The following is an 18,848-nucleotide window of genomic DNA, read 5'->3' on the forward strand; positions in this document are numbered from 1 at the left end:
GCTACTGCTCGAGCTCGCCCTCTACGGGGGCCGGGTCGACCGTCTCGCGCTCGGCCTGCAGGGTGCGGGCGCGCTTGCGGGAGCGTCGGTCGAGCACGACGCCGAGGATCGCGCCGATCAGCACGCCGATCGTGATGCCGTAGATCGAGAAGTAGGCGACGAGAGTGGCGAAGCCGACGTTCTCGTCCGAGGGGAAGAGCCCCGTGACGATGAGGGTGGCGAAGAAGCCGAGCACGGCGCCAACGGCGATGAAGGCGGGGATCTTCGGCGCACGGCGCACGGTCACCTGCTCGGGCTGCGGTCGCGGTCGCGGCTGCTCGGGCTGGCGCGGGGCCGGGCGCTGCGCGGCGGGGCGCTGCGGGGCCGCGTCGCCGGCGGGGGTGCTGTCGCTCACGGTGCCATTCTCGCGCACGAGGGTGAGCGTCGGCTCACCACGCGACGGGCAGGAGCGACGACAGGTCGGAGCGCGCACCCGAGGCCTGGATGCGCCCCTCGGCGAGGGCCTCCCCCCACCGGCCGCCGCCCGTCGCGAGAGCGAGGAAGGTGGGCGCGTCGAGCTCGACGACGTTCGGCGGAGTGCCCCGCGTGTGCCGTGGGCCCTCGACGATCTGCACGGCCCCGAACGGCGGAACGCGCACCTCGACGCTCTTCCCGGGAGCCGCGTCGCTCAGGCATTGGAGCAGATAGCGTACGGCCGTCGCGAGCTCGTGGCGCGCCGGGGGCGGAGAGCTCGGGTCGTCGCCGCGGGCGGCGAGCGCCGCGGTCGCGGACCGCACGGCCGCTCGGCCGGCGGTCTCGTCTATGCGGGCGCGGGGCATCCCCCGAGCGTACGCCGACCGCCCCGGGACCGGCCCTCCGGTGCGCCCGCCTGGCAGGGTTCACGAGCGCCGCGCTCAGGATGCGGAGGAGTGACGTAATCCACTTTCGTCACTCCTCCACATCGCGAGTGCCGCGGGAGAGAGAAGGGAGCGCGCGCAGGGCAGGCAGGGCGGGCGGCCCACGCAGGGAGCGCGGGCGAGCGGGATGCCCGGACTGCGCATCCGCGCACGCTGGGTAGGCTGTGCGGGTGAGAATCCTCGTCCTCGGATCGGGCGCGCGCGAGCACGCCATCATCACGGCGCTCCTTCGCGAGAACGCGGGCCACGAGATCACCGCCGCCCCCGGCAACGCGGGAATCGCGCAGGCCGTCGAGACCGTCGCGCTCGACCCTACCAAGGCCGCGGTCGTCGCCGACTACGCCGTCGACAACGACATCGAGCTCGTCGTCATCGGCCCCGAGGCTCCGCTCGTCGAGGGCGTCGCCGACGCCCTGCGCTCGCGCGGCATCGCGACTTTCGGGCCGGGCAAGGCGGCCGCGCAGCTCGAGGGCTCGAAGACCTTCGCCAAGCGCATCATGGACGCAGCCTCGGTTCCGACCGGTCGCGCGGTGCGCGCCGGCACCCTCGCCGAGGCGGATGCCGCCCTCGACGACATGGGCGCCCCCTACGTCGTGAAGGCCGACGGCCTCGCCGCCGGCAAGGGCGTCATCGTCACCGACGACCGCGCCGCCGCTCGCGCGCACGCCGAGCACTACCTCCAGCAGGGCGGCGTGCTCATCGAGGAGTTCCTCGCCGGTCAGGAGGTCAGTCTCTTCCTGCTGAGCGACGGTCACACCGTCGTGCCGCTCAGCCCCGCGCAGGACTACAAGCGCATCGGCGACGGCGACACCGGCCCCAACACCGGCGGCATGGGCGCCTACTCGCCCCTCCCGTGGGCCCCGGTCGGCTTCGTCGACGAGGTCATCGAGACCATCGCGCAGCCGACCGTGCGTCAGCTCGCCGAGGAGGGCACGCCCTTCATCGGCCTCCTCTACTGCGGGCTCATCGTGACCGACGCGGGCATCCGCGTCATCGAGTTCAACGCGCGCTTCGGCGACCCCGAGACGCAGGTCGTGCTGCCGCGCCTCACCACTCCGCTCAGCGGCCTCCTCTTCGCCGCGTCGACCGGGCAGCTCGGCGGCGTCCCGCGCCCCGAGTTCAGCGACGAGGTCGCCGTGACCGTCGTCCTCGCGAGCGAGGGCTACCCCGACACCCCGCACACCGGCCGCGCGCTCACGGGCCTCGCCGAGGCCGAGCAGGTCGAGGGCGTCCACCTCTGCCACGCCGCGACCGCGCGCACGGGCGACGGCTTCGTGGCCACCGGCGGGCGCGTGCTCAGCGTCGTCGCGACGGGCGCCGACTTCACCGAGGCCCGCGCCCGCGCCTACGATGCGATCGGCCGCATCGGGCTCGAGGGCGGCCAGTACCGCTCCGACATCGCCGCGCGCGTCGTCGAGGCCTGAGCGACGTGAGCGAGCAGGCCGCCGGGCTCGACGTCGACGCGCAGCACCTGCCGGGATGGCGGCGCGCGTACTCGGGAAAGGTGCGCGACCTCTACGTCCCGCAGGACGCATCCGACCTCGCGAGCGCCCACAGCGTGCTCATGGTCGCGAGCGACCGCGTGAGCGCGTTCGACCATGTTCTCGAGCCGGGTATCCCGGGCAAGGGGGCCCTCCTCACGCAGCTCACGCGCTGGTGGTTCGACCGGCTCGGGTTCCCGACGCACCTCGACCCCGTGCAGGACGTCCCCGCCGAGGTCGCCGACCGCGCGGTCATCGCCCGCCGGCTCGACATGCACCCGATCGAGTGCGTCGTGCGCGGGTACCTCTCCGGCTCCGGCTGGGCCGAGTACCAGCAGTCGCAGAGCGTGTGCGGCATCCCGCTGCCCGCCGGCCTCACCGACGGCGACCGGCTCCCCGAGCCGATCTACACGCCCGCGTACAAGGCTCCGCTCGGCGAGCACGACGAGAACGTCACCTTCGAGCGGACCGTCGAGCTCGTCGGCGAGCCGACCGCGACGGCGCTGCGGGATGCTTCGCTCGACCTCTTCCGCCGCGCGAGCGCGATCGCCGAGGAGCGCGGGGTGATCCTCGCCGACACCAAGTTCGAGTTCGGCGACGACCCTGCCACGGGCGTGCTGACCCTCGCCGACGAGGTGCTCACCTCCGACAGCTCGCGATACTGGGATGCGGAGCTCTACGCCGCGGGCGGCCCCGACCGGCTCGCGAGCTTCGACAAGCAGATCGTGCGCGACTGGCTCGCCGCGCACTGGGACAGGCACGGCACGCCCCCGTCCCTGCCGGACGAGATCGTCGAGCGCACCGCGGCGCGCTACCGCGAGCTCATCGAGCGGCTGACCGGCGGCGCCGGCGGCGCCTGAGCCGCGGAATGCCGCCCGGCCCGTGTCGGTTGAGAGTCGCATGACCGCCGCCCCGCGCCTCGCCCCCGACACATCGATGGGGGCCGTGACGCTCGACGTCGCCGACCTCGACGCGATGACCGCGTACTACCGCGACGGCGTCGGCCTCGAGGTGCTCACGACCCAGCACGCGCGCGACGGCGAGCCCCCGATGGCGACGCTCGGGCGCACGCGGCGCGACGCCGACGGCGGAGCGGCCGCGGGCATCCCCCTCGTCGTTCTGCGGCACGCGCCGACACTGCGCCATGCCGGGCCGCGCGAGGCGGGGCTGTTCCACACGGCGATCCTGTTCGAGACGCAGGCGGCGCTCGCCGCCGCCGTCGCGACCGTCGCCCAACGGCACCCGGGCACCTTCACCGGATCGAGCGACCACCTCGTGAGCCAGGCGTTCTACTTCGACGACCCCGAGGGCAACGGCGTCGAGCTGTACTGGGATCGCGACCGCACCGAGTGGAGCTGGACCCACGGCCAGGTCGAGATGTCGACCCTCTACCTCGACCCGAACGCGTTCCTGCAGCAGCACCTCACCGAGGCCGCGCTCGCCGAGCACTCCTCCGCCCCCGCCGTCATCGGGCACGTGCACCTCTCGGTCGGCGATGTCGCCACCGCGAGGCGCTTCTACGTCGACGAGCTCGGCTTCGACCTCACGACGAGCTACGGCGGGCAGGCGATCTTCGTGAGCGCGGGCGGCTACCACCACCACATGGCGATGAACGTGTGGCGCAGCCAGGGCGCGGGCCGCCGGCAGCCGGCGCTCGGGCTCGGGCGCGTCGACATCGTGCTGCCGCACGCCGACGAGATCGGCGCACTCGGCGAGCGCCTCGGGCACTTCGGTCACGAGGTGCGCGACGACGGGCGGACGGTGCACGTCGACGACCCGTGGGGGAACCTGCTGCGGGTGACCGTGGCCCCCACGGCGTAGCGACCTAGGCTGAACGGGTGACCGAGACCCGCCGCCCGCGCGCGCTGCGGCTGAGTCGCGCGATCGCGGTCGCGCAGGCGCCGGTCATCCTGCGTCAGGGGCGGCGTCTGCGCCGCGAGACGCCGCGCCTGCCCGACGCGCCGACGCCGTGGGAGGGCGTGACCGGCGACGGCGAGCGCCCCCTGCACCTGCTCGTCCTGGGCGACTCGACCGCCGCGGGCGTCGGGGTCGACCATGCCGAGCTCGGGCTCGCTGGCCGACTGGCCGAGGCGCTCTCCGCTCGCACGGGCCGCCCGGTGCACTGGCGCGCCCGCGGTCGCAACGGCGCGACGGCGCGCGATGTGGTCCGCCACCACCTCGGCGAGGCGCTCGACGCCGAAGTCGATCTCCTCTTCCTCACCGTAGGAGCGAACGATGCGCTCGCCCTGCGGTCGGCGAGAGCCTTCGAACGGGATGTCCGGCGCATCCTCGATCGCACCGAGCGCGCTCATCCGCACGCGGTCGTGCTCATGTCGTCCCTTCCGGCGTTCTTCCGGTTCCGACTGCTGCCCGAGCCCCTGCGCGGGACCCTCTACCGTCACTCGCAGGCGCTCGAGTCGGCGGCCCGCCAGCACGTGCTCCGTCGCGAGCGGGCCCACATGTCGCCGCCCCCGCCCCCGTACACGGAGGGCTTCTTCGCGAGCGACGACTTCCACCCCAGTGCGCTCGGATACCGCGATTGGGCCGACTTCGCCATCGAGGATGCCGCGCTCGCGGGCATGATGGAGCTCCTATGACGTCCTCCGCCCCCTCCGCTCCGGCCCCGGGCGACGCCGTCCCCGCCGGAAAGCTCCACGTCGACGAGTCCGGCCCGCGCGGCGCGGAGACGGTCGTGTTCCTGCACGGCGGGAACGTCTCCGGGTGGATGTGGGGCCCGCAGCGCGACGCGATGCCCGACCACCACCAGCTCGTGCCCGACATGCCGGGCTTCGGACTCTCGAACGCCGTGCCGTGGCGCTCCATGGCCGAGACGGCCGACCGCATCGCGAGCATCATCCGCGAGCGCGCGCACGGCGGCCACGCTCACGTCGTCGGCCTCTCTCTGGGCGCGCTCGTCGGAGCGATGCTCGTCGCCCGCCACCCCGGCGTCGTGCGCAGCGCGGTGCTCAGCGGCGCCCCGCTGCGCGGCCTCGGGCCGTTCATGTCGTGGCTCGCGCGCGTGCAGCTGAAGCTCTGGCAGAGCGCCGCGTACTGGTCGACGATGGGCAGGGGCTACCACCTCGACCCCGACGCGTTGAAGGCGTTCGTGGAGGGCGGCGTCGGCATCAACCCGCGCAGCGCACGCCGCATGACCGAGCAGGTCAACGCCGGCATCCTCGGCGAGCTGGGCGGCTTCGACGGCAACCCCGTCGCCATCCTCGGCGTCGCGGGAGGCGCCGAGTCGCGCGTCGTGACGGGCGCGCTCCGCCACTTCCTCCGCGCGCCGAACGCCGAGGTGCGCCTCGCCCCCGGTATGCACCACGTGTGGAACGTCGAGAATCCGGACCTGTTCACCGACATGGTGCGGGCGTGGATCGTCGAGGGCCGCGCGCACGAGGAGCTCGAAGCCGTGCCGCCTCACCTGCTCGCCGCGCCTCGTCGTGAGCGCCGGCAGGAGCAGCGCGGCTGATGCCTCGCCCCACCGTCACCGATATCGAGGCTCTCGCCGAGACGATCGGGGGGATGCGCGGGGCGGCGACCGCCGCATCCGGTCGCCTTCTCGTCGGCATCGCCGGCGCTCCCGGCGCGGGCAAGTCGACGGTCGCCGCCGCGCTAACCGCCTCGCTGCCCGGGTCGGTCGTGCTGCCGATGGACGGATTCCACCTGCCGCAGGCGCAGCTCGTCGCGCTCGGCCGACGCGGCCGCATGGGCGCGCCCGACACGTTCGACGTCGACGGGTTCGTCGCTCTGCTGCGGCGGCTGCGCGAGCCCGCGAGCGCCGGGGAGGTCGTGCTCGCCCCCGGGTTCGATCGCACGATCGAGGAGCCGATCCCCGACGCGATCGCGCTCGCGCCCGAGCACCCGATCGTGATCGTCGAGGGCAACTACCTCCTGCTCGAGAGCGACGGCTGGGCGCCGATCGTCGGTCTGCTCGACCTGCGCGTCGGTCTCGTGGTCGACGACGCCGTCCGCCGGGAGCGGCTCATCGCTCGACACATCGCCTTCGGCAAGAGCGCGGATGCGGCGACGGCTTGGACCCTCGGGCCCGACGAGCGCAACGCCGTCGCGATCGCGGCGACGCTCGATCGCGCCGACGTGGTGCTCGTCCTCTGAGAGCGGCGCTCCCTCCGCTGCGGCTCGCCCGAGGCCGGGTGCGCGCATGAGCACGCGTAGACTGGAGGCAATCCACCCCTGAGCCGAACGGGAGTCGCCGTGCCCACCATCGTCGTCGAGGTCATGCCCAAGGCTGAGCTGCTCGACCCTGCGGGCAAGGCCGTCGCGGGCGCCCTGCACCGTCTGGGCCACACCCGCATCAGCGACGTCCGCCTCGGCAAGCGCTTCGAGCTGCACGTGGACGGCGACGTCGACGCCGAGCTGCTCGCCGACGTCGAGAAGGTCGCCTCCGACATGCTCGCCAACACCGTCATCGAGGACGTTGTGACGGTCGAAGTGCAGGGCTCGAGCGTCGCGGGCGAGACCCACTGATGCGCGTCGGCGTCATCACCTTCCCCGGCTCGCTCGACGACCGGGACGCCATGCGGGCGATCCGCCTCGCGGGCGCCGAGCCCGTCGCCCTCTGGCACGGCGAGCACGACCTCCACGGTGTCGACGCGATCGTGCTGCCGGGCGGCTTCAGCTACGGCGACTACCTGCGGTGCGGCGCGATCGCGGCCCGCTCGCCGATCATGGCTGAGGTGGTCGACGCCGCGAACGGCGGGATGCCCGTGCTCGGCATCTGCAACGGCTTCCAGATCCTCGTCGAGACGCACCTGCTGCCGGGCGGGCTGATCCGCAACGATCACGGCGACTTCATCCGCCGCGACCAGCGCCTGCGCGTGGAATCGACCGATTCCGCCTGGACGAACGGCTTCACCGCCGGCCAGGAGATCACCATCCCGCTGAAGAACGGCGAGGGCGGGTACATCGCCGACGAGTCCACGCTCGACCGCCTCGAGGGCGAGGGCCTCGTCGCCTTCCGCTACCTCGACGTGAACCCCAACGGCTCGCTGCGCGACATCGCGGGTCTGCGCAACGAGCGCGGCAACGTCGTCGGCCTCATGCCGCACCCCGAGCACGCCGTCGAGCCGGGCTTCGGCCCCGACACCCGCGACGCGATGCGCTCGGGCGTGGACGGCCTGACGTTCTTCACATCGGTGCTGAAGTCGAGCGTGCTGAGCTAGCTCACTGGGCCGGCAGCGCGTGGGCTAACCCGAATGTCTGTTCGAGCTGTTAGCCTCGCCTCGTGGTCGCTACCGTGACCGTCAGATCTCGACTCGTTGCACCCGCGGCGCTGAAATGGATGGAACCTTGGGCAGCCAGATCCCCATCATTGACCTTTTTTCCGGGGCAGGAGGCCTCGGACTCGGTGCCAAGCAGGCGGGCGGAAGCCTCGTCCTCTCCATGGACAATGACCGGTTCGCGCATTCCACGATGGTCGCGAATCCATCACTTCATGGTGGGATCGCGACGCTTGCCGACGTGACCGCCGTCCGCGGCAGCGACCTCCGGGCTATGGCCGGTATCGGTCGAGGGGACGATCTGATTGTGGTGGGCGGTGCCCCCTGCCAACCCTTCAGCAAGGCGGCCTACTGGCTCGATGAGGGAAAGGATGCCGCTTACCGTCGCGCCAGGGCTCGGGGAGAAGTAGCCGCCCGGCCGGACGAGCCCACTGAGGCTCGTCCAGACGAGCGCCGCACTCTCGTGTCGGAGTACTGGAGGCTCGTTTCTGAGTCCAACGCGAGTGGATTTATTTTCGAGAATGTCCCGAGCATTCTCCATCCCAGAAATCGTCCGGTTTTCGACGCACTGTATGCGCAAGCACAGGCCTCCGGCTATCACCTCACGCGCGTAGTTGCGAAAGCAACTGAGTTCGGGGTCGCCCAGTCAAGACAGCGGGTTTTCCTGCTCGGTTCGCGGTACGCGCAGCCAGTCCCCCCGTCTCCAACTCACTCGAACACTGATCCAACTCTCCCGAGTTTCGTAACGGCGGGACAGGCCATCGGCCATCTGGACACAATCGATCGACACGAGCCAGAAGAGGTGGTCAAGGGGACCTGGGCAGAACATCTTGCAGAAATCCCGCCGGGGATGAACTACAAGCATCACACCGCCTGGGCTGGCCACCCGCACCCGACCTTCGTGACCGAAACGCGGTACTGGAACTTTCTTCTCAAGCTGTCGCCCGATAAGCCGTCCTGGACCATTCCAGCGAGCCCCGGCCCCTGGACCGGACCCTTCCACTGGACAGGACGGCGACTGCGTACCGTCGAATTAGCTGTATTACAGGGCTTCCCCGAAGACTACGTATTCAGCGGTTCTCGTCGGGAACGCGTTCGGCAGATTGGAAACGCCGTGCCCGCACCAATGGCACGTGCAATGGCGCAGTCAGTGTTGCGTACGTTCACGACTAGCGCCCTCGCAGCATGACGCCGCGACTGAAGGCCGTCAGCCTCTTCTCTGGTTGCGGCGGTCTCGACCTCGGTATCGAAGACGCGGGCTTTGAGATGGCGCTTGGAACCGACTCCGATCCCTGGGCCGCGAAGAGTCACCAGGCGAACTTTCCGGGCAGCAAGTTCTTCACTGGATCGATAGAAGACTTCAGTCAGGAACGAGCAGCCGAGACCGCTGGCCAGGACCTGAAAGACATTGATCTGCTTGTTGGTGGTCCTCCCTGTCCGCCATTCTCGAAAAGCCGTTTCTATCGGACCGAGATGCCCAGAGCGATGGAAGATCCAGTCGGGGAAGTGACGATCAACGGCTACCTTCGCACTCTTTCTTGGCTCCTGCCCCGGGCTTTTCTTCTGGAGAACGTTGCAGGGATGGCCTTCAATGTGCACCGTCCAACGCTGGATTACATCAAATCCACAGCGGAGGGTCTTGGTTACACATGCGAGTGGCGCGTGCTTAATGCCGCAGATTTTGGTGTTCCGCAGATTCGCCAGCGCTTCTTCCTAGTTGGTATCCGGGACGGCTCGTTCAGTTGGCCCGAACCTACCCATGTCGATCCGAAGAAGGAGGCCGACGGCCTTTTGCCCTGGGCGACAGCTGGAGAGGCCATCAGCGATCTGGACACGGAAGAGAACGCAAACGACGCAGGGCATGTTGCTGGAGGAAAATACAACCACCTCCTCCGACAAATCCCCCCGGGCGACAATTACCTGTTCTTCACCAAGGAAAGAGGCCACCCGAGCCCTGAGTTTGGCTGGCGCAAGAGGTACTGGTCGTTCCTTCTGAAGCTCAGCCCCGATCTTCCGTCATGGACCATCCAAGCTCGCCGCTCCAACAACATGGGTCCTTTGCATTGGCGAAGCCGGATTCTTCGCATCGACGAGGTCAAACGTCTCCAGACTTTCCCTGACGATTGGCATCTCGAAGGCACGATCGAGAGGCAGTGGAGGCAAATCGGCAACGCGGTCCCGCCTCGGCTGGCGCTCGCTCTCGGCTCTCAGTTGCGCGACGCCCTAGCAATACGTGAAGATGACTTAAGTCGGGTCGCATAGGCGCATCCGGCTTCCGACGGAAGGCGCATGTGGTTGACCGATTGAGCTCACGCGAGCTGCGCGAAAGATTCTTCTCGGCCCTAGAGAATTCCGGCGTTGAGATCGTGCATCTCACTGCTCCCTCGGAAAAGCCCATCCGCGTCGCACTCTCCGCTGGAACCTTCGGGGAGCCCGTTGTCTTTCGCGTCTTCCTGTGGAATATCACACATGGCGGAGCGACCCGCAGCGAAGATGAGTTCCGAATTCAGTTGACAGGCAGCCTTCCAGATGACGTCGCCGGCGAGACGACGATCGTACTCGGCTGGAGTCCAGCATTTGAGGTTTTTGCGGGTTGGTCGGCCAGGGATCATCAAAACCGCGTCTCGCGGTCTCCTTCCTTGCAGGTTAAGAAGACCACCCTTGTGGCGGCGTACGACCTGGGCCTAGCAGCGGCCTCACGGGGCGGAGGCGACGTCGTTGTTGCTTTGAAACCTGAGCTCCTCGCGGCCTACCTCGTGAACGCAGACAAACTGCACATGGCCGATCCAGAGGAAGTCTTGGCCGAGATCGAACTCATCACGCCGGCTTCCAATGTGCCTGAGCCAGGTGCGCCGATGACTCCGTCGCCGTGGGTCCGGCCGACACACGTGCGGGAGATAGCCGTCCAACTGAGGGCATGGGATTTCTCGAAGCGAGTGCTAGACGCCTACGATCACGGCTGCTGTATCTGCGGTATCGAACTGATGGTCATCGAAGCTGCTCACATTGTGCCCGTCGCCTGGCCGGGAAGCACCGATGAGACTTCGAATGGCCTGGCACTTTGCGCCGTTCACCACAAGGCGTACGACAAGAAGTTAATCAGCGTGAATCCTGACTACACCGTTGCCGTCTCTGCTAACCGCCTTTCCCAATTACGGGCGCTCAACAGATCCGCAGGGGAAGACGAGTTGATACAACTCGACGGCGCTCCGTTGCTTCGCATTCCCGCCGCAACCGAGGATCGGCCAACTCCTGCAAACCTTCTGCTAGGTCAGGTGGCGCGGAACTGGGACTAGGGCGTGTCTCGTAACCTCTGCGGGATGTTGCGGCAGGCTGGGAGCGTGACGCGTACTCGTACTTTGTCGGATTCTGCTTGGGCTCGGATCGAGCCTTTGATGCCGATCGCTTCCCGCAAGGGCGGGCGACCGTTTCAGGAGCATCGTCGGGTGCTGGAGGGGATCGTGTGGCGGTATCGGACGGGTTCGCCGTGGCGTGATCTGCCCGCCGAGTTCGGGCCGTGGCAGACCGCGTGGAAGCGTCATCGCCGGTTCAGCGGAGACGGCACTTGGGATCGTATCTACGCCGAGATCCTCGCTGACGCGGACGCAGCGGGCGAGATCGAATGGGCCGTCAGCGTGGACTCCACCATCAACCGTGCGCATCAGCACGCAACGAACCTCCCGCGCGACACAGGGGGCTCTATCGAGTTACAAGAATTTGCGGGAGGAGCCGCCTGACCACGCGATTGGCAGGTCACGCGGAGGGTTGAGCACGAAGATCCACCACCTCGTCGACGGCCGCGGGCTACCGCTGGTCGTGCTGGTCGGCCCCGGGCAGGCCGGCGATGCCCCGATGTTCCCCGTGCTCATGGACCACCTCAAAGTTGGCCGGCGTGGCCCGGGCAGGCCCCGCTCGAGACCGGACCGCGTCCGCGGCGACAAGGCGTATTCCTCGCGTGCCATCCGCACCCGCCTGCGCGAACGCGGGATCGTCGCCGTGATCCCCGAGCCCTCCGACCAGCAGGGACACCGGCAGCGTCGCGGCTCCCGTGGCGGGCGACCAGTCAGCTACGACGTCGAGGACTACAAGGGTCGCAACGTTGTCGAACGCGGCTTCAACGAAGACAAGCAATGGCGTGGGCTCGCCACCAGATACGACAAACTCGCGCTCACCTACCGCGGCGGCGCGGTCCTGCGAGCCATCACACTCTGGCTCAAACGCTTAGGAGACACGCCCTAGCTCCAACTTCTCACCGATTTCGGCACGACGCGATGCGCTCGGGCGTGGACGGCCTGACCTTCTTCACATCGGTGCTGAAGGCGAGCGTGCTGAGCTAGCCGCGTGACCGCACAACCCGAGACGCCGAACTCCGCCGCCGCTCCCGCCCGAACCGTGACCCCGAAGCGACTCTACCGCGTCGTCGCGATCGCTGAGGCGATCACCTGGACTCTCCTGATCGGCGGCCTCATCACGCGCGCCGTCGTCGGCGGCGAGACCGGCGACCTCGCCGTGCGGGTCGGCGGGAGCATCCACGGATTCGTTTTCCTCGCCTACGGGGCGACTGCCGTGCTGACGGCGATTAATCAGCGCTGGGGAGTCGACCTCGGCCTCCTCGCGGTCGTCACCGCGGTCATCCCCTACGCGACCGTGCCCTTCGACATCTGGGCGCACCGCTCGGGCCGCCTCGAGGGCGACTGGCGTCGCGAGGCGACGGACGACCCGAGGGACGCCGTCTGGTTCGACCGCCTGGTGCGGTGGATGCTTCGCCACCCGTACCTCCTGGGTGCACTGCTGCTCGCCGCCGTCGTCGTGATTTTCGTCGTGCTGCTGCAGCTCGGCCCGCCGGTGCCGAAGGGCTGAGGCTCTGACTCAGACGCCGCCGTCGACGGCGAAGCCCAGGAGGGCCGCCCCGGCGAAGACCAGCAGGGCGAAGCCGAGGAATAGGAGGAGCTGCCGCTTGGCCATGCTGCGAGCCTCAACGAGCAGTGACTCGGGGCAGTTTCGGGCCCGCGCTCTCCCGATCGGGGGCGGGGAGTTGGCGCGTCGAAGGTTCGGCGCGCGCCTTACCGCTCCTCCCGCGTATCGGCTAACTCTCGGTTTCGTTGACTCGAAGCGATACAAAGAGGTCGGGTACGCCAAAGGTGTGCTGTGCCCGGTCATGTTGGATTCGCCCAGCGATGATCCCAGGGTGCACACCCAATTCCGTAGCTAGCTTCTTCGCGTCCGAATAGTTGCTCACCGCTTCCAGCTTCGAGTGAGCGGACGGAGGGATCAGCGTGTTCCCTGCGAAGTCGTTTGCTTCTTTTTCCTGTTTCGCTCTACCACCGTCGGCGCCGAGCCTATTCTCAACGAAAACTTCCTTCTTCCCGTGGAGCAGAACGTGTCCAAGCTCGTGGAACAGCGCAAACCACAGGTGGTCGTTGCGCTTATGCCGAACACTCAATTGAACAAGGGCTTTCGTGGGAGACAGCCAGCGTGTTGCTCCGTGCGCTCGAGCCCCTGTAACTTCCGGCACGAGCACGACCGCCACACCAGCGTTGGCGCAGATCTCCACAACTCTTGGCCAGAATTCCACTGGGGCTAGCACAGTGAGTTCTCGGAGCTCCGGGATCGCAGCCCTCAGTCGCGCCTTGTCGAAGGGCGCGGTTTCTACTTCCTTTGCAGCTTGCTCGCCAAGACGCAACCAGGCCGCAACCGCGCCTGGATCTGCCTTGAAAGCTGATGATTGCAAGAACGCCGCCGAGGGCTTCGCCCAAGCTTCCTCCCATGCATCGATCGAGGACACACCGAAGAATTGGAGAATCTCCTGAAGCAGCGTGCCGGGATCGTGCAGAGTCGCGGTCACTACCCCCCTCTTTCGGAGTGCTGCGACGGGCATGTGTCGCAGCCATTCCTTGGAAGCAGACAGCGACTCGCGTTCGGAGGTTCGCGAGAGGGCATCACGGTAGTTCGCTTCGAGCGTGTTCCACACTTTCGCGGGTACGCCAGTTGCCCGCTCGAGTTTGATGGCGGTTTCATGGGTCAACGCGGCGGCGCCGCTGACAATCTGGTTTATGTGCTTGATCGATAGTCCTGTCCGCGTGGCGAGATCGGTCTGTGACAGGGGGAGGGCGTCCAAGGTTTCTCGCAACGTGGCCCCTGGTGAGCTCACCTGGTCTGGCGCGTATGGCGTCCAATTTGCGTCGGTTCGAGATGCGGTAGTCATCGTGTATCCCAGCTCCGTCTAGTGGGTGTCTGCGATCTCGAGCACGCGTACGCGCGTGACGAGGGTGAGGTCAATGCCGCCGTCGGCTAGACGAGGCATCGGGGTTGTGGCTGCTTCAAAGATCAGCCGGTACGGGCCGTCGAGGTCAGCCGAGAACTGTTCATCCCTGTCTCCGGTGAGTTGGTGACATCGGGCCTGCGGCAGCTTGTGGAACTCCGCGAGATTGTCCGAGGCGACCAGCTGATCCAGTCGCATCAGAACCTTGTCGGCTCGTTCCTGCCCAAGCTTCCGGGCTCGCAAGGAGGCGCTGTTGCACATGCGTGCGAGTCGTGAGTTGGCGAAGCCGACGTCCATGTCGACCTCCAATAATCATACACCAAGTAGGTGTGCTAGAATGTTTGATGTACCAAGTCGGTCTGAAAAATACTTCCGGCTTCGCCCGGAGAAGGGTTGCACCTCATGAGTAACACTATTTCAGCAGACCAGGCTGACTCCCGCGCCGCGTCGGCGGGCAAGCCTCAGAGGAGCTACGAGATCGCTGTCAACGGAGAGCTGTCCGAGGTTCAGAACGAGCGCATGACTTTCGATCAGGTCGTGGCGATCGCCTACCCGGTTCCGCCTGGCCCTGACACCGTCTACACCGTCACCTTCCGTGGCGCTAAGGGGCGCCATCACGAAGGAGAACTGGCGGCCGGCGAATCCGTGATCGTGAAGAAGAAGGGCACGGCGTTCGATGTCACGCCTACGGGAAAGTCCTAGCCCCGATCTCGCGAGGCTCGTCGCGGACGGATACGAAGTATCGATTCGCCATGGGCACCTCGTGATCAGCAATGTTCCCTACCTGACTGCAGCGGGCGATATCGCGAAGGGTGAGGTGGTTTCCGAGCTCAACGTCAGCGGTGACACCACCGTGCCGCCCGAACCTCATACCGTCTACTTCACCGGAGTGCCACACAAGGCAGCAAGCGTTCCGGTGGACGAAATACTCGCCGGTACGGGCACCCAGGAGCCAATCCCGGGGCTCTTCGCCGAATCATATTTATCGACGAAGCCGGCCAGTGGCCATTATGCCGACTACTACGAGAAGATCTCTCAGTATGTTCGGGTGATCGCCGGGTATGCCAGAACGGTAGATCCCCGAGCTACCGCCCGCACATTTCGCCCTATCGAGACGGAAGACGACGAGTCCCCGTTCGTGTACCTGGACTCGGCCTCAGCACGCGCCGGCATCAGCGCGCTCAGCATGCGACTGGCCGCTGGGCCGATCGGCATCATCGGCCTCGGGGGGAGTGGTTCCTACATCCTCGACCTCGTGTCCAAGACACCCGTCCCAGAAATCCACCTCTGGGATCCCGACGACTTCCTCACGCACAACGCATTCAGGGCGCCGGGTGCCGCTAGCCTGGCTCAGTTGAGCGAGAGGCCGACCAAGGTTGAGTACTTTGCCTCGCAATACTCCGCCGTGCACCGCGGAATCGTGGCTCACCCGGAGATGATCGATAACAGCACGCTGGAGCGCCTCGACGGACTGCACTTCGTATTCGTAGCGATCGATACAAGCCCTCTCAAGCGGGAGATCATTCTGTGGCTGACGAAACACGGCATCCCGATCATCGACGTGGGAATGGGTGTCATTCGGCAGCAGGACGCGCTCGGCGGGATCGTGCGCACCACCACTGTCACCCCGGCCGACCACGCGCACGTGGAGCGAAGGATTTCATTCACTGACGAACGCGAAGACGAGTACGAGCGGAACATCCAGCTGGCTGATCTGAACGCACTGAATGCTGCCATCGCCGTGATCAAGTGGAAGAAGCTCATGGGGTTCTACCGCGACGACCTCAAGGAGCTTCACACGACCTATACGATCGCCACCGGACAGCTGATCCATTCGGAAAAACCCTCATGAGTCAGCATCACTTCGACGCGGAAATCGTCGAGACGATCCCGGCAGTCCGCGACCCCGGCGTGTTGTACATCTCGTTCGCACATCGAACGGCTGTGCACACCTGCGCCTGCGGGTGCGGGAATAAGGTCGTGACCCCATTGAATCCATCCGCATGGAGTGTCCGGATGGCCGGCTCCGCAGCAACACTTCACCCTTCGATCGGCAACTGGGGATTCACCTGCCGCTCTCACTACTTGATTCAGAACGGTCAAGTTGTGTGGGCAAAGGACTGGACGAGCGATGAGGTGAGCCACGGCGCAAACCGTGACCAGCGCGACCGACGCGAATACTTCACCTCCCGGACGTTGCGCGGGCGGGTCTCAAAGTTCCTCCGAGCTATGCGCGACCTGATTTGGCTGCGTAGGTGACCTAACAGCAGTCATCTTTCAGCGCTCGATCATCCGATTCTGTTGGGCTCTGTCGTGCACAGATCGAGCGCCGCAGGCCAGCGCGTACGACTCCACGCCGCGGCTCGCTCATCCGCGCGGGTAGGCTGAGAGCATCCGGCACGCCCTCGACACAGGAGCCCTCGCCACCGTGACCCACCCCGCCCCGCACGCCGCCGCGACCGACGACTCCGGGGAGCAGCACCCCGCGCACGACGAGGTCGATCACGACCGCCGGCACCTCCCTGACACCGTCGAGAACGCCATCGCGACGCCCGACAGGCACCAGCCGTTCGAGGCGCTCGGCCTCAAGGCCGACGAGTACGAGGCCATCACGCAGCTGCTCGGCCGCCGCCCCACGAGCGGCGAGCTCGCCATGTACTCGGTCATGTGGAGCGAGCACTGCTCGTACAAGTCGAGCAAGGTGCACCTGCGCCAGTTCGGCCAGAAGGTCTCGGATGAGATGCGGAAGCACCTCATGGTGGGCATGGGCGAGAACGCGGGCGTCGTCGACATCGGCGAGGGCTGGGCGGTCACCTTCAAGATCGAGAGCCACAACCACCCGAGCTACATCGAGCCGTTCCAGGGCGCCGCGACGGGCGTCGGCGGCATCGTGCGCGACATCATCTCGATGGGCGCGCGCCCCGTCGCCGTCATGGATGCTCTGCGCTTCGGCGCCATCGATCACCCCGACACGGCGCGCGTCGTCCCCGGCGTCGTCAGCGGCATCAGCCACTACGGCAACTGCCTCGGCCTTCCCAACATCGGCGGCGAGACCGTCTTCGACGCGGTTTATCAGGCCAACCCGCTCGTCAACGCGCTCGCCGTCGGCGTGCTGCGGCACGAGGATCTGCACCTCGCGAACGCCCGCGGCGTCGGCAACAAGGTCGTGCTGTTCGGCGCGCGCACCGGCGGCGACGGCATCGGCGGCGCATCCATCCTCGCCTCCGACACGTTCAGCGAGGGCGGGCCGACCAAGCGCCCCGCCGTGCAGGTCGGCGACCCGTTCGCCGAGAAGGTGCTCATCGAGTGCTGCCTCGAGCTGTACCGCGGCGACCTCGTGGAGGGCATCCAGGATCTCGGCGCCGCCGGCATCTCGTGCGCGACCTCCGAGCTCGCGAGCAACGGCGACGGCGGCATGGTCATCGACCTCGACGCCGTGCTGCTGCGCGACCCGTCGCTCACGGCTGAGGAGATCCTCATGTCGGAGAGCCAGGAGCGCATGATGGCGATCGTGCAGCCGTCGAAGCTCGACGCGTTCCTCGCCGTGACCGCCAAGTGGGATGTCGAAACGAGCGTGCTCGGCGAGGTCACCGACACCGGGCGGCTGGTCATCCACTGGCGCGGCGAGACCATCGTCGACGTCGACCCGACCACCGTCGCCGTCGACGGCCCCGTCTACAACCGGCCGTACCACCGCCCCGAATGGCTGGATGCCCTGCAGGCCGACAGCGCCGCCCGGCTCGCCCGCCCCGCCGACGACGCCGAGCTGCGCGCGCAGGCGCTGCAGGTGCTCGGCGGCCCGAACCTCGCCGACACGGCCTGGATCACCAACCAGTACGACTACTACGTCATGGGCAACACCGCCCTGGCGACACCCGACGACGCGGGCATGATCCGCGTCGACGAGGAGAGCGGCCTCGGCGTCGCCCTCGCGACCGACGCGAACGGCCGCTACTGCCAGCTCGACCCGTACGTGGGCGCGCAGCTCGCGCTCGCCGAGGCGTACCGGAACGTCGCGACCTCGGGCGCTACTCCGCTCGCCGTCTCCGACTGCCTCAACTTCGGCAGCCCCGAGAACCCCGAGGTGATGTGGCAGTTCGAGCGGGCCGTCACGGGTCTCGCCGACGCGTGCCTCGAGCTGGGCATCCCCGTCACCGGCGGAAACGTGTCGTTCTACAACCAGACCGGCGACGTCCCCATCCACCCGACGCCCGTCGTCGCCGTCCTGGGCGTCATCGACCACGTCGACCGCCGCCTGCCGTCGGGCTGGCAGGACGAGGGCGAGAACCTCTACCTGCTCGGCATCACGCGCGACGAGCTCGACGGATCGGTGTGGGCCGACGTCGTGCACGGCCACCTCGGCGGCGTGCCGCCGCGCGTCGACCTTCCCGCCGAGAAGAACCTCGCCGGCCTCATGTCGGCCGCCGCCGAGGAGGGGCTCGTCACGTCGGCGCACGACCTCTCGGAGGGCGGCCTGCTCGCGACCCTCGCCGAGGGCGTTCTGCGCTTCGGCGTCGGCGCGCGCGTCTGGCTCACCGAGCTCATCGAGCGCGATGGGGTGGATGCTCTCGCCGCTCTGCTATCGGAGTCGCAGGCCCGCGTGCTCGTGTCGGTGGCTCGCGAGGACGACGTGAAGTTCCGCGGCCTGTGCGAGGGGCGCGACGTGCCCGTGCTGCGCATCGGCGTCACGGATGCCGAGGTCGACGGTCTCGAGATCCAGGACCGTTTCACGCTCACGCACGCCGAGTTGCGGCACGCGCACCGCGCGACGCTGCCGGAGCGCTTCGGAGCCGTCGTCGGCGGGTAGGTCTTCCGACCCTTCAGGGCGCCAGTTCAATGTCATGGCGTCACATTGATGTGCCGCCCTCACACCAAACCGCAGCCCCAGCGACGCGCGACCCGCTCCGCCGGCCGCACGAACCGCGCCGAGCATCCGCGCATGACGGACGGCCCCCGCCTCCACCCGACGAGG

At 67.7% G+C, this 18,848-nt stretch carries 21 protein-coding genes; 17 read left to right on the forward strand and 4 right to left on the reverse strand.

The window, feature by feature from the left end; all coding sequences use genetic code 11:
- Position 1: 1 nt before the first annotated feature.
- Positions 2-394, reverse strand: a complete 393-nt coding sequence (locus FHX53_RS09900; RefSeq protein WP_182491195.1) for a hypothetical protein — start codon at positions 392-394, stop codon at positions 2-4.
- A 34-nt stretch (positions 395-428) separates the two neighbouring features.
- Complete coding sequence (locus FHX53_RS09905) at positions 429-818, reverse strand: sterol carrier family protein (protein ID WP_182491196.1); 390 nt, start codon at positions 816-818, stop codon at positions 429-431.
- A gap of 248 nt (positions 819-1,066) precedes the next feature.
- On the opposite strand from FHX53_RS09905, the gene purD reads away from it, so the two are divergent.
- The 13 genes from purD to FHX53_RS09970 all read left to right on the forward strand — a co-directional run bounded on the left by purD (position 1,067) and on the right by FHX53_RS09970 (position 12,474).
- Positions 1,067-2,320 carry a phosphoribosylamine--glycine ligase gene (gene purD, locus FHX53_RS09910; RefSeq protein ID WP_182491197.1) on the forward strand — a complete coding sequence of 418 codons (1,254 nt, stop codon included), beginning with the start codon at positions 1,067-1,069 and terminating at the stop codon, positions 2,318-2,320.
- The gene (locus FHX53_RS09915; RefSeq protein WP_220476378.1) at positions 2,317-3,237 is read left to right on the forward strand and encodes a phosphoribosylaminoimidazolesuccinocarboxamide synthase; all 921 of its coding nucleotides are present in this window, start codon (positions 2,317-2,319) and stop codon (positions 3,235-3,237) included. Before purD ends, FHX53_RS09915 begins: the two co-directional genes overlap by 4 nt.
- Positions 3,238-3,277: 40 nt before the next feature.
- Positions 3,278-4,198 (forward strand): VOC family protein, encoded by a 921-nt coding sequence (locus FHX53_RS09920; protein ID WP_246335637.1) that lies wholly within the window; start codon positions 3,278-3,280, stop codon positions 4,196-4,198.
- Between the two features lie 17 nt (positions 4,199-4,215).
- Positions 4,216-4,974: a GDSL-type esterase/lipase family protein gene (locus tag FHX53_RS09925; protein ID WP_182491199.1), complete on the forward strand. Its 759-nt coding sequence runs from the start codon at positions 4,216-4,218 to the stop codon at positions 4,972-4,974.
- The gene (locus FHX53_RS09930) at positions 4,971-5,846 is read left to right on the forward strand and encodes an alpha/beta fold hydrolase (protein WP_182491200.1); all 876 of its coding nucleotides are present in this window, start codon (positions 4,971-4,973) and stop codon (positions 5,844-5,846) included. Before FHX53_RS09925 ends, FHX53_RS09930 begins: the two co-directional genes overlap by 4 nt.
- Entirely contained in the window at positions 5,846-6,490 is a 645-nt protein-coding gene (locus FHX53_RS09935) for a nucleoside/nucleotide kinase family protein (protein ID WP_220476366.1), read from the forward strand. Before FHX53_RS09930 ends, FHX53_RS09935 begins: the two co-directional genes overlap by 1 nt.
- A 99-nt stretch (positions 6,491-6,589) precedes the next feature.
- On the forward strand, positions 6,590-6,862 hold the full coding sequence (purS, locus tag FHX53_RS09940; protein WP_182491201.1) for a phosphoribosylformylglycinamidine synthase subunit PurS: 273 nt from the start codon (positions 6,590-6,592) through the stop codon (positions 6,860-6,862).
- The gene (purQ, locus tag FHX53_RS09945) at positions 6,862-7,557 is read left to right on the forward strand and encodes a phosphoribosylformylglycinamidine synthase subunit PurQ (protein ID WP_182491202.1); all 696 of its coding nucleotides are present in this window, start codon (positions 6,862-6,864) and stop codon (positions 7,555-7,557) included. Before purS ends, purQ begins: the two co-directional genes overlap by 1 nt.
- A gap of 127 nt (positions 7,558-7,684) precedes the next feature.
- Positions 7,685-8,803 (forward strand): DNA cytosine methyltransferase, encoded by a 1,119-nt coding sequence (locus FHX53_RS09950; protein WP_220476367.1) that lies wholly within the window; start codon positions 7,685-7,687, stop codon positions 8,801-8,803.
- Positions 8,800-9,876 (forward strand): DNA cytosine methyltransferase, encoded by a 1,077-nt coding sequence (locus tag FHX53_RS09955; RefSeq protein ID WP_182491204.1) that lies wholly within the window; start codon positions 8,800-8,802, stop codon positions 9,874-9,876. Before FHX53_RS09950 ends, FHX53_RS09955 begins: the two co-directional genes overlap by 4 nt.
- 29 nt (positions 9,877-9,905) lie before the next feature.
- Complete coding sequence (locus FHX53_RS14070; protein ID WP_182491205.1) at positions 9,906-10,910, forward strand: HNH endonuclease; 1,005 nt, start codon at positions 9,906-9,908, stop codon at positions 10,908-10,910.
- Positions 10,911-10,955: 45 nt separating this feature from the next.
- Positions 10,956-11,853 (forward strand): IS5 family transposase gene (locus FHX53_RS09965; RefSeq protein WP_425488290.1). Its coding sequence is split into 2 segments (ribosomal slippage): positions 10,956-11,293 and positions 11,292-11,853, totalling 900 coding nucleotides; the frame shifts between segments, so codons are not numbered across the junction.
- 102 nt (positions 11,854-11,955) lie between these two features.
- Complete coding sequence (locus FHX53_RS09970; protein WP_343050954.1) at positions 11,956-12,474, forward strand: DUF3817 domain-containing protein; 519 nt, start codon at positions 11,956-11,958, stop codon at positions 12,472-12,474.
- A 226-nt stretch (positions 12,475-12,700) separates the two neighbouring features.
- Here FHX53_RS09970 and FHX53_RS09975 read toward each other — a convergent pair whose 3' ends face one another.
- Together FHX53_RS09975 and FHX53_RS09980 are read right to left on the reverse strand one after the other, a co-directional pair.
- Positions 12,701-13,732, reverse strand: a complete 1,032-nt coding sequence (locus FHX53_RS09975) for an ImmA/IrrE family metallo-endopeptidase (protein WP_182491206.1) — start codon at positions 13,730-13,732, stop codon at positions 12,701-12,703.
- A gap of 105 nt (positions 13,733-13,837) precedes the next feature.
- Positions 13,838-14,173: a type II toxin-antitoxin system RelE/ParE family toxin gene (locus FHX53_RS09980; RefSeq protein WP_182491207.1), complete on the reverse strand. Its 336-nt coding sequence runs from the start codon at positions 14,171-14,173 to the stop codon at positions 13,838-13,840.
- Between the two features lie 105 nt (positions 14,174-14,278).
- Between FHX53_RS09980 and FHX53_RS09985 the strand changes: the two genes are divergently transcribed.
- The 4 genes from FHX53_RS09985 (at position 14,279) to purL (ending at position 18,683) form a co-directional block, all read left to right on the forward strand.
- Positions 14,279-14,578, forward strand: a complete 300-nt coding sequence (locus tag FHX53_RS09985; protein WP_182491208.1) for a multiubiquitin domain-containing protein — start codon at positions 14,279-14,281, stop codon at positions 14,576-14,578.
- The gene (locus FHX53_RS09990) at positions 14,553-15,728 is read left to right on the forward strand and encodes a ThiF family adenylyltransferase (protein WP_182491209.1); all 1,176 of its coding nucleotides are present in this window, start codon (positions 14,553-14,555) and stop codon (positions 15,726-15,728) included. The genes FHX53_RS09985 and FHX53_RS09990 overlap by 26 nt, the downstream gene beginning before the upstream one ends.
- Complete coding sequence (locus tag FHX53_RS09995; protein ID WP_182491210.1) at positions 15,725-16,135, forward strand: ubiquitination-like system serine protease family protein; 411 nt, start codon at positions 15,725-15,727, stop codon at positions 16,133-16,135. The genes FHX53_RS09990 and FHX53_RS09995 overlap by 4 nt, the downstream gene beginning before the upstream one ends.
- Before the next feature lie 283 nt (positions 16,136-16,418).
- Positions 16,419-18,683, forward strand: coding sequence for a phosphoribosylformylglycinamidine synthase subunit PurL (gene purL, locus FHX53_RS10000; protein WP_343050971.1), 2,265 nt, complete (start codon positions 16,419-16,421; stop codon positions 18,681-18,683).
- Positions 18,684-18,848: the final 165 nt, after the last annotated feature.

The organism is Microcella alkalica (assembly GCF_014137945.1).
In the GTDB taxonomy this organism is placed as follows: Bacteria; Actinomycetota; Actinomycetes; order Actinomycetales; family Microbacteriaceae; genus Microcella; species Microcella alkalica.